The 10794-nt window shown below is 65.0% G+C and carries 14 protein-coding genes and 1 pseudogene; 10 read left to right on the forward strand and 5 right to left on the reverse strand.

The features are described from left to right. The 4 genes and pseudogenes from ureC to ACXJKJ_RS29405 all read left to right on the forward strand — a co-directional run. A pseudogene (gene ureC / locus ACXJKJ_RS29390) lies at positions 1 to 431 on the forward strand (urease subunit alpha); the annotation flags it as partial. A gap of 63 nt (positions 432 to 494) precedes the next feature. Next, the gene (locus ACXJKJ_RS29395) at positions 495 to 791 is read left to right on the forward strand and encodes a type II toxin-antitoxin system RelE/ParE family toxin (RefSeq protein ID WP_457394718.1); all 297 of its coding nucleotides are present in this window, start codon (positions 495 to 497) and stop codon (positions 789 to 791) included. Positions 792 to 797: 6 nt separating this feature from the next. Continuing rightward, positions 798 to 1097 (forward strand): addiction module antidote protein, encoded by a 300-nt coding sequence (locus ACXJKJ_RS29400; protein WP_457394721.1) that lies wholly within the window; start codon positions 798 to 800, stop codon positions 1095 to 1097. Positions 1098 to 1201: 104 nt separating this feature from the next. Then, complete coding sequence (locus tag ACXJKJ_RS29405) at positions 1202 to 1870, forward strand: hypothetical protein (protein WP_457394724.1); 669 nt, start codon at positions 1202 to 1204, stop codon at positions 1868 to 1870. A gap of 110 nt (positions 1871 to 1980) precedes the next feature. Here ACXJKJ_RS29405 and ACXJKJ_RS29410 read toward each other — a convergent pair whose 3' ends face one another. Continuing rightward, positions 1981 to 3057 (reverse strand): hypothetical protein, encoded by a 1077-nt coding sequence (locus tag ACXJKJ_RS29410; protein ID WP_457394727.1) that lies wholly within the window; start codon positions 3055 to 3057, stop codon positions 1981 to 1983. A gap of 68 nt (positions 3058 to 3125) precedes the next feature. Here ACXJKJ_RS29410 and ACXJKJ_RS29415 point away from each other — a divergent pair, with 68 nt between their 5' ends. Then, positions 3126 to 3392 carry an REP-associated tyrosine transposase gene (locus ACXJKJ_RS29415; protein ID WP_457394729.1) on the forward strand — a complete coding sequence of 89 codons (267 nt, stop codon included), beginning with the start codon at positions 3126 to 3128 and terminating at the stop codon, positions 3390 to 3392. A gap of 258 nt (positions 3393 to 3650) precedes the next feature. Here ACXJKJ_RS29415 and ACXJKJ_RS29420 read toward each other — a convergent pair whose 3' ends face one another. The 4 genes from ACXJKJ_RS29420 to ACXJKJ_RS29435 form a co-directional block, all read right to left on the reverse strand. Continuing rightward, positions 3651 to 5087, reverse strand: coding sequence for a PA domain-containing protein (locus ACXJKJ_RS29420; protein ID WP_457394732.1), 1437 nt, complete (start codon positions 5085 to 5087; stop codon positions 3651 to 3653). Next, positions 5074 to 5517 carry a post-PEP-CTERM-1 domain-containing protein gene (locus tag ACXJKJ_RS29425; RefSeq protein WP_457321535.1) on the reverse strand — a complete coding sequence of 148 codons (444 nt, stop codon included), beginning with the start codon at positions 5515 to 5517 and terminating at the stop codon, positions 5074 to 5076. Before ACXJKJ_RS29425 ends, ACXJKJ_RS29420 begins: the two co-directional genes overlap by 14 nt. Before the next feature lie 18 nt (positions 5518 to 5535). Then, the gene (locus ACXJKJ_RS29430) at positions 5536 to 6204 is read right to left on the reverse strand and encodes a choice-of-anchor J domain-containing protein (protein WP_457355932.1); all 669 of its coding nucleotides are present in this window, start codon (positions 6202 to 6204) and stop codon (positions 5536 to 5538) included. A 359-nt stretch (positions 6205 to 6563) separates the two neighbouring features. Then, complete coding sequence (locus ACXJKJ_RS29435; protein ID WP_457394735.1) at positions 6564 to 7394, reverse strand: spondin domain-containing protein; 831 nt, start codon at positions 7392 to 7394, stop codon at positions 6564 to 6566. A gap of 345 nt (positions 7395 to 7739) precedes the next feature. On the opposite strand from ACXJKJ_RS29435, the gene ACXJKJ_RS29440 reads away from it, so the two are divergent. The 5 genes from ACXJKJ_RS29440 to ACXJKJ_RS29460 form a co-directional block, all read left to right on the forward strand. After that, positions 7740 to 8639: a PEP-CTERM sorting domain-containing protein gene (locus tag ACXJKJ_RS29440; RefSeq protein WP_457394738.1), complete on the forward strand. Its 900-nt coding sequence runs from the start codon at positions 7740 to 7742 to the stop codon at positions 8637 to 8639. A gap of 163 nt (positions 8640 to 8802) precedes the next feature. Continuing rightward, complete coding sequence (locus ACXJKJ_RS29445) at positions 8803 to 9480, forward strand: ion channel (protein ID WP_457394742.1); 678 nt, start codon at positions 8803 to 8805, stop codon at positions 9478 to 9480. A gap of 44 nt (positions 9481 to 9524) precedes the next feature. Next, on the forward strand, positions 9525 to 10337 hold the full coding sequence (locus tag ACXJKJ_RS29450; protein WP_457394745.1) for an alpha/beta hydrolase: 813 nt from the start codon (positions 9525 to 9527) through the stop codon (positions 10335 to 10337). Positions 10338 to 10346: 9 nt separating this feature from the next. Then, positions 10347 to 10553 (forward strand): TfoX/Sxy family DNA transformation protein, encoded by a 207-nt coding sequence (locus ACXJKJ_RS29455; protein WP_457394748.1) that lies wholly within the window; start codon positions 10347 to 10349, stop codon positions 10551 to 10553. A 57-nt stretch (positions 10554 to 10610) separates the two neighbouring features. Beyond that, positions 10611 to 10794: hypothetical protein (locus ACXJKJ_RS29460; protein ID WP_457394749.1), on the forward strand; the 184-nt coding region annotated here is incomplete at its 3' end.

A 10794-nucleotide genomic window follows, 5' to 3' on the forward strand; every position in this document is an offset into this window, starting at 1 on the left:
GCATCGAAGTCGGCAAATGGGCCGATCTGGTCTTGTGGAAGCCCGCCTTCTTCGGCGTGAAGCCGTCACTCATCCTGAAAGGCGGCTTCATCGCCGCCGCCGCGATGGGCGACGCCAACGCCTCCATCCCCACGCCGCAGCCGGTGCACTACCGGCCGATGTTCGGCTCGTTCGGCGCGGCGCTTCAGCAGGGCTCGCTGACCTTCGTCAGCCAGGCCGGGCAGGGCAACGTCGAGAAGCTGGGCCTGGCCAAGACGCTGGTGCCGGTGAAGGGCTGCCGCTCGGTCAAGAAGGCCGACATGCTGCTCAACAACTACCTGCCCGTGATGGAGATCGACGCGCAGACCTACGAGGTGAGGGCGGACGGCGTGCTGCTGACCTGCGAGCCGGCGAAGGAGTTGCCGATGGCGCAGAGGTATTTCTTGTTCTGAACGGCCTCCCCAGGGCTTGAGCGAGACTAGCCATTTTGTATTCGAGCGAATACACTTGGGCGCATGTACCAAGTCCTGCAGACTCCCGAATTCTCGGACTGGCTGCAGGGGCTCCGGGACCGCGCAACGCGCATCCAACTGGCCCGGCGCCTGGACAAGGCGCAGCGAGGGCTGCTTGGCGACGTGAAGGCAGTTGGTCAGGGCGTGATGGAGATGCGCGAGTTCTTCGGACCGAGCTGGCGCATGTACTACGTGCAGCGGGGTGACGTGTTGATCGTCATGCTGGGCGGGGGCGACAAGTCCACCCAGAAGGCGGACATTGCGGCCGCCCAGGTGCTGGCCCAAACCCTTGAGGAGTGACGAACCATGAGCAGGAAAACCAAGCTGGCCGATCTGCCTGCCTTTGACATGGCAGAGCAACTCGCGGACGAGGCCGACGTTGCCGAATACCTGAACCAGGTGTTGGCCGAGGGTGATGCTGGCGAGTTGGCGCACGCGCTGGGCGTGGCTGCCAAGGCGCGCGGCATGACGCAGATGGCCGAGGCCAGCGGCATCGGGCGCGAGGCGCTTTACAAGGCGCTGCGGCCCGGCGCCCGGCCCCGGTTTGACACCATCCAGCGCGTGTGCGCGGCGCTGGGGGTCAAGTTGGTGGCGCAGGTGGTTTGAGGGCGGAGGGGTTGAGATTTGAGACCTGACCCCGTTCCTCCGTTGGGATGTGATCGCGACGGAGCCATCACCACGGTGAACGTCGGCAACTAGACAGCGAATCCATGGCGGCTCAGCCCATTTATCGGTACTTCAGCGAGAGGCGCTATGCCGAGGCGTTCATTGCCGGCCAGATCCGTTTTTGCAGCTTGGATCAGTACCGCGCAATGGAGAACGATGCCGCACGAGGTGATCGGCTAGAAGGTCAGCGTCTTCATCGACCAAACTCCGGTCTGGTGCTGAACATGGCTGATGGCAAGAGTATCGAGACGCCTTGGACCTTCTCGTCGACGGCAAACACGCGCGATATCTTCATACTCTGCGCGTCTCTGAAGCTCGCGCCTGAAATGTTCGAGTTGTTCAAAGCAAGCTGCGTCGTTGTCATCCGAAGCCCCGGTCAGCTCAAAAGCCGCATCAATGACGCACTGGGCCAGCGATACCGCTCCAAGCCATGGGAGCTGATGAGCAGCGCCGTCAGCTATTACGGACTTGAGGACTCCCCGGGGATTGACTGGGTCCCTCATCGCGCAGCCTTCTGCAAGTTGAGCAACGGCTACGCAGACCAAGCGGAGATGCGGTTTGCTTTCGGCCTTGACGGTGCATTCCAACCGGCCAAGGTGAAGGTCGAGTTGCACGACGGGGAAAGCTCGGTTGAACGCGTGGCCGACTTCCCCTCCCCAATCATTCTGCAGGCCAAGGCGATGGACCGTTTCTGCACTCTGGTTGACCGCTAGCTCGTAGGTTGGGGTTCGCCAGGCTCATCCAACCTACGAGCTCATGAGCTGAAGCTGCTGCCGACGCGTCCACTGCGCATTGAGGTCAGCCCTGATAAATCAGCGTTTCCTTAGGGCGTCACTTTGAATGCGAATTCGAGTTCGTAGCGCACTTCACCCCGGCATTCGGTCAGTGTCATGGCCCGAGAGACAAGCCAAGCGAGCGACCGGTTTGCAGACTCGGGCATGTCGCCGCCCACGCGCCGGACTACCACCGACACCGGCAAACCACCTTGCAGCGTGACAACGGCACGGACGTTGGCTGTGCCTGCCCAGGGCCACGCCGGGCCGACCTCCGGCTCTGCGAGCGCACGGCAAACGCGATTGCTCGACCAAACGTCCATGGTCACATTGGGTACAGGTGTCGCGACAGGGGGTGGGGTCTTGCTGACAGCCGTAGGGATTCGATCAAGGGAGAGAGACAGGGTCTCCAGCGAGACCGATGCCTTGCGAGCCTCCATTCTCTGGTGACGCGCCCAATTACGCTCGGCCATTTCGATCAGAGCCTGCGTAGGAGCGGCAGCCGCAAACATGGACTCTGACGCTTCGGACGTACTTGCTGGACACAGCTTGCGCCAGGTGCGTTCGAGATCACCGTTGCCAGGTGTGGCGCCGGCATCCAGCAGCATTTGCTGAATGCGCTCGAAGGGCTTGTCGGGCGCTGCCGCGTAGTAGGTCTCCCGTTGCCGCGCTACCTGAACAACTTCAGAGACCTGAACGATCAACACGTTGGGGTCACAAGCCCAGAAGGTCAGCGGCCGTGCCAACTGGGCCAGTGCAAATGGCGCAGCGCCGGCAAGGCTGGCCGTGTTGACCTGGCCGCGTACAACGGGCGACTCCAGCAGGGCTTCAACAACCAACGCGAATCCGTTCAGCGATGCGTACGCAAGTGGAAACATGCCGTCCTTGTCAGGCACGGTCAGCATGGAGTCGCCGGGCTTGGCCTTGAGTCGTTGGCGTACTGCTTCGGCGACCTTGCGTTCGCGGTCTCGCTGCGCCTCCCAGGAGCCGCCTTCGGCGGCTATCTGGCGGATGTCAGTGGCGAGGTAGTCCAGTGCCAGCCGCGTGTCTTGCGTGATCGGTGGGAGCGCCTGGGCCATCGGGCAACGAAGCAGTGCCAGTAGGCCGATGATCAGCAGGCGTTTCACGAGCGAGTGATTCATGACGAGCGGCCTCTCATAAGTCGGGGTGCGGGAGTATCCCAGCGCGACATCCGTTGAAAGGAGCACGCGGAGCTCGGGCCAGCCGCGCGGCCAAGGGAGAACGTGGGCTCTGGCAGCGGCGGTATTGGGAGCACCTGATCCGTGACGATGCCGATTTCGAACGGCATGTGGACTACATCCATTTCAATCCGGTCAAGCATGGCTGGGCCCAACGAGCGGCGGACTGGCCGCACTCCAGCATTCATCGCTTCATTCGCGATCGCGTCATCGACGCGGGGTGGGCAAGCGCCGGTGACACGGAGATCAACGCGGGCGAGTGACGCGTTGGGGTTCGCCGTGCTCACCCAAACCTACGGATGCGAGGTGCCGTTGCCGCCCAGCCCGCCAGGAGCTGCACCAGCAACTCCACCGGCCTGCCTATGGCGACGCGGTCGGCGGCGCTGCCGGAGGCCGTGCCGGCGATGTCCAGTTACGCCCACGGCAGGCCTTCGGTGAAGCGCGACGGGAAGGCGCGGCGCTGCCGTGCGTGTGAGTTCGGATTTCTCCGCGCCCCTGAGTCGATCCCAGTGAAGTGCGGCCTACCAGCCGATGTCCTTCAGCAACGCGAAGGTCAGGTCCTGGGGCAGAGTGACTGCGTGCAGCAGATCGCCGTTGATTGCCGGCTCCATCAGCAGGTTCGGGAAGGCGATGGTGTCGAAGTGCGATACCGACGACCCGCTCTGGAACGGATTCGGCGCGAACAGGCGGGCTCGGCCGAAAATGTCAGCACCGGCGTACTGCGAGGCATTCACGCTCATCAGCGCGGTGACGCCCGAGGAAGTGCGCGTGCGCTTGGACAGCGCGGTCTTCAGCAGATTCCCGTCGGCCAGGGACACGCTGATCACTGGAATCGTCACTGTCGGGTCGGCGCCGCCCAGGGCGGGCGCGCTTCCTGCGACGTTGTTCACGACGATCGCACCGATGGCGCCCGCGTTCTGCACGTTCTTGGCCTTGATGGCGAAGGTGCAGGTGCCGCGGTCCACCAAGGCGATGCGGCCATTCACGGCCAGCGCGTTGGCGGCGCTCAATGGGTTGCAGGCCAGACCCGTCGAGGTGCCGGTATCAACCACCGGCATCAGCGTGCTGGACACGGCGGACGACGACAGCGGCGCGCCGAAGGAGGCCGTGCTGATGTTGTACGGCCCCGCCGCGGAACCGGCCGCGGGCCCGCCAATCGTGAGCGAGGGCGTGCCCAGGCTCAGTACCGTGGGCAGGCTGGCCAGCACCCCGGCTCCGCTCCAGGTCAGCTTGCCGGTGTTCAACGCCGACTCCGCACGTTGCGAGTTGGTCATGTCCACCCACAGCAGCTTGGCCGTGTCGTCATAGATGTAGTGATCCCAGATCGACGGACGGTTGTCGAACTGCGCGCCGCTGCTGCCACTGGTGAAGGTCTGGAAGCCCAGGCCATGAGCGAACTCGTGCAGCAGCACGGTGACGAGGTCGACGTTCGGACCGTGGTTGTTGTCGAGTCCGAGGTAGAAGGGCGAGCCTGGCAGGCAATCTGCAAACAAGCCGAGGCGCGAGTTGAAGCGCGCGCGGATGTCCTGGCCATCGACCGGGTCGCCAGCGCTCAGGTTCACGCCGGCAAGCTTGTTGGCGAGCGCCTGGGGATACCAGGTGTTGACCTTGGCCGCGCCCGCAAAGTCACGCCATATGTTCCATGCGCCGGCGCTGCCCAGAACGGCGGAGGTTGCAGTGCAGGTCAGCGGCTCGAAGCTGGCACGGATGACGATGGTCTGCGAGCTGGTGAGCGTCGCACCCCAAATGTTGGCCGCGGTCTGGAAGGCAATCAAGCGCTGCTGGCCGAGTGTCGTGCCGGCGTTGCCACCCACGGGAGCTGCAGGCGTCGGGTCGTTGAACCCTTCGCCCGCGGCGTTCAAGTTCTGGATGACGATGGTGGCTGCGGCCTGCGCCTGCAGGACAGAGGCGGCCAGCAGGACGCCCGCCAGTGCGCCCAGGAACTCACTTTTCTTCATGGCTGTGCTTCCCGCGAGATTGATCAACGGTGGAGACGGCGGCCTTGGGGTCGCGGACGAGCTTCTCTGCGGTTTCCTTCCCGGTCACGCACTGCATGTCCAGCGAACCGTCCGCCTTGCGGGTGACCACCGAATATGACAAGAAGGCATCGTTGACGCGGTAGCGCACGCCGTTGGTCGTACGGATTTCCACCGGATCACGGGTGTCGGGATTGGTTCCCGGTGCGGCAGCGGCCGCATCAGCGCGAGCCTTGGCGGCGGCCTCGTCCATCGCCTTCGCTTCGTCGGCCGTGGGCGGGCGCAGCTGGCCCGTCACCGGGTCGCGCACGATGCGCATTCCCACCGCATCGGCCGCAAATACTGGGGCCGACCCGACGAGCACCGACATGACGGCAATCAGACCCGCAGCCTTGAACTTGATTTCAGCCATGGTGATCATCCTCTCGTGTCAGACCGACCTGCGGCGCGCCTGCACCAATGCAGCCAAGCCCAGTGCCACCAGCGCAATGGTCTGGGGTTCGGGCGCGGCATTTGATTCGGCCGCGGCCACCATCACGGTGTCGATGCCGATGTAGTTGGATGTGTCGGCGTCGCCGAAGTACTCAAAGGCGAAGCGGCCTATCGCGCCCGCGCCCAACCCGGGCAGCATCACGGTGTACGCGGTCCAGTCATCAACCATTGCCACCGTCGGCGACAGTCTCTCGGTGACGACTTCACTGCCACCCTGGGCGGTGGCGCCGGCCAGCACGGCAAAGGTGTCGGAGAAGCCCGCACCCGCGGAACCGTCGCCGCGGACATAGAACGTCAGGGTCACATCGGACTCCAGGGAGAAGTACGGTGTGATCAGGAAGTTGTCGATGAACCCGCCGGGAGGAGCGGCCAGGTAGTTGGAAGCGATGTAAGCGTTGGCAGCGCCCGCCTGCGCGGTAAACGCCGTGGTGTTGTCGCCCTGGAACCAGTCGGTGCCGGGGCTGGGTGAACTGACGTTGGCCAGGACCCAGCCCTTGCCGGCCAGGGTCGCCACGTCGTCGAAGCCCTCGCTCAGGAGGACACCCGCTTGCGAAAGCGTAGCCAATCCCGCCAATACGAAGGCTGCGCCAAGTCTTGTGATCTTCATGAACACTCCGAATTAACCGCATTTGGGTTGGAGGCGCAGGCCGTCTCGGAGCAACCACTCTTTCCGGCCGCAACCTCGCCGGCCTGGGCAGTTGGCGAGAAGTGCCTGTCCAGTAGCCCTCGCGACAAGATCAGTCAGTCACTGCATCCGTCCGATTGGCGAGGCTAGGTTCGTGGTTGCCACGTGGCAAGCCCTCTTGTTGGGGGGAAGCTGGCAACGTACTAATGAAGCCGCTTGAACATGCGCATCAGCCGACCGTGCCGGCGCTACCTACAGCACCAAGCAGGCGGCATCCGCGCTGGCGTGGACATGCTGCTGCCGGCCCCGCCGCTGCCTTCACATCCTCTACCCAACTTCGCTCAGACCTTGTGCGCGTTCCCGGCGCCTGCACGCTTGCGCAGCAGGTGAAGCAGCGGCAGTCCGCCCGCCAGCAGAGCCCAGGTGGTCGGCTCGGGCACAGCGCTGATGGTCAGGCTGGCTGCGGGGCCAGGCAGCCAGTTCCAGGCCGCTGGCGCATTCGCGTCGCCCCGGATGCCCAGGTGGGTGGTGATCAAACCGCCTTCGGGATCGCGGGCGTTGCCCAGCCCGAGTGCGCCGAGAAAGCCGTTGGCCTCGTTGTTCTTCTCCGAACCCGCGTCGTAGCCGTACAGGTTGATCGTGACGGTGCCAGTGATGGCGGACAGGTCCAGGCCACTGACGCCGATGAAGCCGTCATTCGTCCAGCCCAGCATGCTGGCAAACGACAGCAGGTGGTGGGAGGCATTGGCATTCACCATGACCGTCACGGAGTCCTGTTGAGGCAAAGGTGCAGACAGCGGCGCCGCAACGCTGAGCACGCTCGTGCCGACAAGGGCGTTGGCTTCGTCGAGCAGGAAGCTGCGATTGCCGCCTTCTGCGATGCGCCAGATCGTCTCCGGTGCGGCCTGGCCCACGGAGTAAGCCGTGTAGTCAGCGCTGTGCGTGATGAACACCGGTGGCGAAAGCCGCTGGCCGGTCTGTGCCGTCGCCGCCCCCGTCGCCGCGGCGTTGCTCGTCAGGTTCTTGAACGTGATCTGGTATGCCGGCGCTTGTGCGGCGGCCCCTTGAGGAAGCAAGAGGGCAGCCGCAAGCGCCACTCCGAGGGCGCCCAGCCGATGGGGCGTGATGGCTGTGCGGTGGGGGGCAGAGGCGGCGTGATGTGCGTTGTTCATTCGAGAGATCTCCTGTTGGTTGGCACGCAGGGCAACACCCTGCGTGCTGCAGTCGCCGCCGGGCCGCAGGCATTACTCCCTAGGTTCATAGCGACCACCCGGATGGGGGTGCTGCTGTAAGGAGCAGGGCACAAGGCCGACCAAGGCGCTCGCGGAAAAGCCGAAAACCGGGGTCCCAGCCCGTTCGCTGGCAAGACACCGCAAACACCAACATTTCGGCGGCCCCCGAACACGACACCTTCGGTGTGCAGACGTATTTCCAGCACGCCAGGGATCAGCCGGATTTAGGGACTGACGGCGCCTGGGTAGACGCATAGCCTCCGGCCACTACACAAGGAGCCCGACATGCGCCTCTGCCTCAAAGTGCTGCCCCTCGCGCTGGCAAGCTTGCCCACCTTCGCGGCCGAACTGAGCCAACAGAATCTCGGCGCCACGGGCGCTCTCGTATCGAGTTGCGCCGGCCTGGCCACCGGCGCCTTCCCGACTGAAGGCAACTTGTTCGACTGGCAGCCGGGCCTGTCCAACTGCAACGCCGCCTCGACCACCACGCCGGGACAGCAGCTGGCGACCAGCGGCACCTACAACCAGGCAACGCCTGCCATTCAGGCGGACTCGCATGGCAGCGCTACCTACGGCTCGGTCGGGATGTACGCACATTTCCGCGCCAATGCCAGCGCCGGCTTCGCAGCGGCCGAAAGCACGGCAGGATGGACCGACACGTGGACGCTGATGCCGGCCAACCCGGCCCAGGTCGGCCAGAACGCCGTGGTGAGCTTCAGCGTCCATCTCGACGGCGTGCTCGATGGCCTGCCCATCGGCAACAGCTACACCCGGATCGGCAGCCAGGTCTGGCTCAACAACGCGCCGGTTGGCGGGCAGAGCTTTCGCGCCCAAGGCCAGGGGCAGGGCGGCTTTCCGTTTCACCAGGTGATCGACCAGGACGTCAACTTCAGCGTCACGGTCAAGCTGGGTACGCCGTTCGAGTTGGGTGTCTTCTCGCGAGCGTCTGCTGGCACGGCCGGCGCCGGGCCGAACTGGTTCAGCGAGGCCACCAGCGACTTCGCCAGCACGCTGACATGGCAAGGCGTCAGCGGCGTGACCGTGGCTGGCAATGCGATCGGCTACACGCTGAGCAGCCAGAGCGGCATCGACTGGAACGTGCCCTATGCGCCGGTGCCGGAGCCCTCGATGGCGCTGTTGTTGAGTGGCGGCCTGCTGGCGCTGGCGCTTCGTCGGCGCCGCTGAACCGGCTTGTGCGAATGGCGACTTCGGTCGGCCTCGGATCGCGAAGCCCGACGCCTTTCTGAGATTCGCCGAAGGAAGCACGCCGGTTTGCGTCAGCGGCAGTCGAGCGAGGCGCGCCCCTGATTCGCGCCTGGCGCGAAGCCGTACGGCACAGAATCCCGGCATGCAAGTGCCCCACCGAAGACTTCTCGCCCTTACGCGCCGCCACCCGTCGGCCATCCTCCTGATCGTGCAGCTGGTCGGCCTGCTGCTCTACCCGATCCTCGAATCGACGCGTGCCGGTCCCATCGCCTTGAGCGCCTTCGGCATCACGGTGCTGATCTTCACGACTGGCATGGTGCGCCGCACGCCGGGCCTGACGTGGCTGAGCGTGTGCCTGGCCTTGCCAGCCATCGTCATGCTGGTACTGCAGGCGGTGTGGGAAATGCACTGGCTGCAGCCTTGGTCCGCCGCGCTGGAAGCATTGTTCTACTTCTACGCCGCTGGCAGCCTCGTCGCCTACATGATGGGCGACATGCACGCGACGACCGACGAGCTGTATGCGGCCGGTGCCACCTTCACGCTGCTGGCCTGGGGCTTTGCCTACAGCTTCGTGGTGCTGCAGGCGGCGCAGCCAGGCAGCTTCTCGGCCGCCGTCAACGCTGAACAGCCCCGCACCTGGTCCGAGCTGATGTTCCTGAGCTTCGCGCTGCTGTCCAGCACGGGCATCGGCGACGTCATCCCGGTGCGGCCGCTGGCTCGGGCTGCGACCAGCCTGGAGATGTTCGTTGGCGTGGGCTACCTGGCGGCCGTGGTGTCGCGGCTGATCGGGCTGACGCTGCTGCGCCGGGGGTCTGCGTGACCGCAGTGCCCGGAACTGCGCAGAAGACAACTCGAGGGCCTTCCATGTCCAGACGCCTGTGTTTGCTTCTGAGCTTTGCCTGCCTGCTGTCCGCCTGCGGCGGTGGCGGGTCGAGCAGCGACGCGACGCCGGCCGTCACGCCGCCGCCGGTGGTGATCACGCCCAACTACGTCTACGTGGGCACGCTGGAGCGCGACAAGTCCATCACGTCCAGGATCACCGGCATCAACTACCCGTATCACGTCTACCTGCCGGAAAACTACGCGGCCTCGGGCAAGGCTTATCCGGTGATGTATGCGACCGACGGGCAGTGGAGCTTCAATGCGTTCTCGCAGCTGCTGGACAAGCGCCGCAAGCCGATGATCCTGGTGAACATCGAGCAGGGCCCGGGTGACCGCCGGGCCATCGACTACACCGTCAACGGCGCGCCGGCCTATGCCCGTTTCCTGAAGGAGGAACTGGCGCCGCTGATCGAGGCCAACTACCGCACGACCGGCGTGCGCAGCTTCTCGGGCACGTCCTACGGCGGGCTGCTGGGCTCCATCCTGCTGAGCACCGAAGCCGCGGGCACGCCCTTCTTCAGGAACTACCTGCTGTTCGATGGCGCCTTCTGGGCGCTGACGGCCAGGAACATCCAGGACGAACAGGCGCGCTTCACGGCCAGCCCCCGTCTACCCGTGCACCTGATCCTGACCAGCGCGAATGCGCCCGGCAACGTGAACGACGTGATCGCCTACGAGGCGCGCTACAAGGGCCGCGCCTATATGGACCTGCTGATCCAGCGCAAGGACTTCAACATCGCGCACAACGACGTGGGCGACCCGTCGTTCGATTGGGCGATTGACCTGATCGACTAGGGTCCGCACATGTCAGACACGATCGAGTCCCTCGCCAACCTCGGCCCCAAGTCCGCAGCGATGTTGGCAAGCGTCGGCATCACGACGCTTGAAGAGTTGCGTGCGCTGGGCGCCGTCGCCACCTACGTCCGGGCCAAGCGGGCCGGGCATAACAATGTGTCGCTGAACCTGCTTTGGGCCCTGGAGGGCGCCCGCGCGGCAGTGACTGGCCGTTAGGATGAAAGCTCGGATCTGCAACCACGCACCGAGCCACACTTCCAGAAGGAACAGCCAATGCGCAAGGGACCCTGGGCAAACACACTCGCCGCCGCCTTCTGTCTGCTGTCGGCCTGCGCCGCCGGCGCCCAGCAAACCCGCCCGGCAAACCTGGAGCGCGTGGAGGTGGCCGGCAAGAAGGACGACCTCTCCGCGTGGGTCCGGGCCGAAAGCCAGCGCTTCGTCGTGTACTCCGACGCCA

The sequence above is a fragment of the Roseateles sp. P5_E1 genome, assembly GCF_054049335.1.

Bases quoted from the DNA above. Each gene is read 5' to 3' on its own strand.
- ACXJKJ_RS29395 (WP_457394718.1), top strand. From the start codon at position 495: ATGTACCAAGTCCTGCAGACTCCCGAATTCTCGGACTGGCTGCAGGGG.
- ACXJKJ_RS29400 (WP_457394721.1), top strand. From the start codon at position 798: ATGAGCAGGAAAACCAAGCTGGCCGATCTGCCTGCCTTTGACATGGCA.
- ACXJKJ_RS29405 (WP_457394724.1), top strand. From the start codon at position 1,202: ATGGCGGCTCAGCCCATTTATCGGTACTTCAGCGAGAGGCGCTATGCC.
- ACXJKJ_RS29420 (WP_457394732.1), bottom strand. From the start codon at position 5,087: ATGAAGAAAAGTGAGTTCCTGGGCGCACTGGCGGGCGTCCTGCTGGCC.
- ACXJKJ_RS29425 (WP_457321535.1), bottom strand. From the start codon at position 5,517: ATGGCTGAAATCAAGTTCAAGGCTGCGGGTCTGATTGCCGTCATGTCG.
- ACXJKJ_RS29430 (WP_457355932.1), bottom strand. From the start codon at position 6,204: ATGAAGATCACAAGACTTGGCGCAGCCTTCGTATTGGCGGGATTGGCT.
- ACXJKJ_RS29435 (WP_457394735.1), bottom strand. From the start codon at position 7,394: ATGAACAACGCACATCACGCCGCCTCTGCCCCCCACCGCACAGCCATC.
- ACXJKJ_RS29440 (WP_457394738.1), top strand. From the start codon at position 7,740: ATGCGCCTCTGCCTCAAAGTGCTGCCCCTCGCGCTGGCAAGCTTGCCC.
- ACXJKJ_RS29445 (WP_457394742.1), top strand. From the start codon at position 8,803: ATGCAAGTGCCCCACCGAAGACTTCTCGCCCTTACGCGCCGCCACCCG.
- ACXJKJ_RS29450 (WP_457394745.1), top strand. From the start codon at position 9,525: ATGTCCAGACGCCTGTGTTTGCTTCTGAGCTTTGCCTGCCTGCTGTCC.
- ACXJKJ_RS29455 (WP_457394748.1), top strand. From the start codon at position 10,347: ATGTCAGACACGATCGAGTCCCTCGCCAACCTCGGCCCCAAGTCCGCA.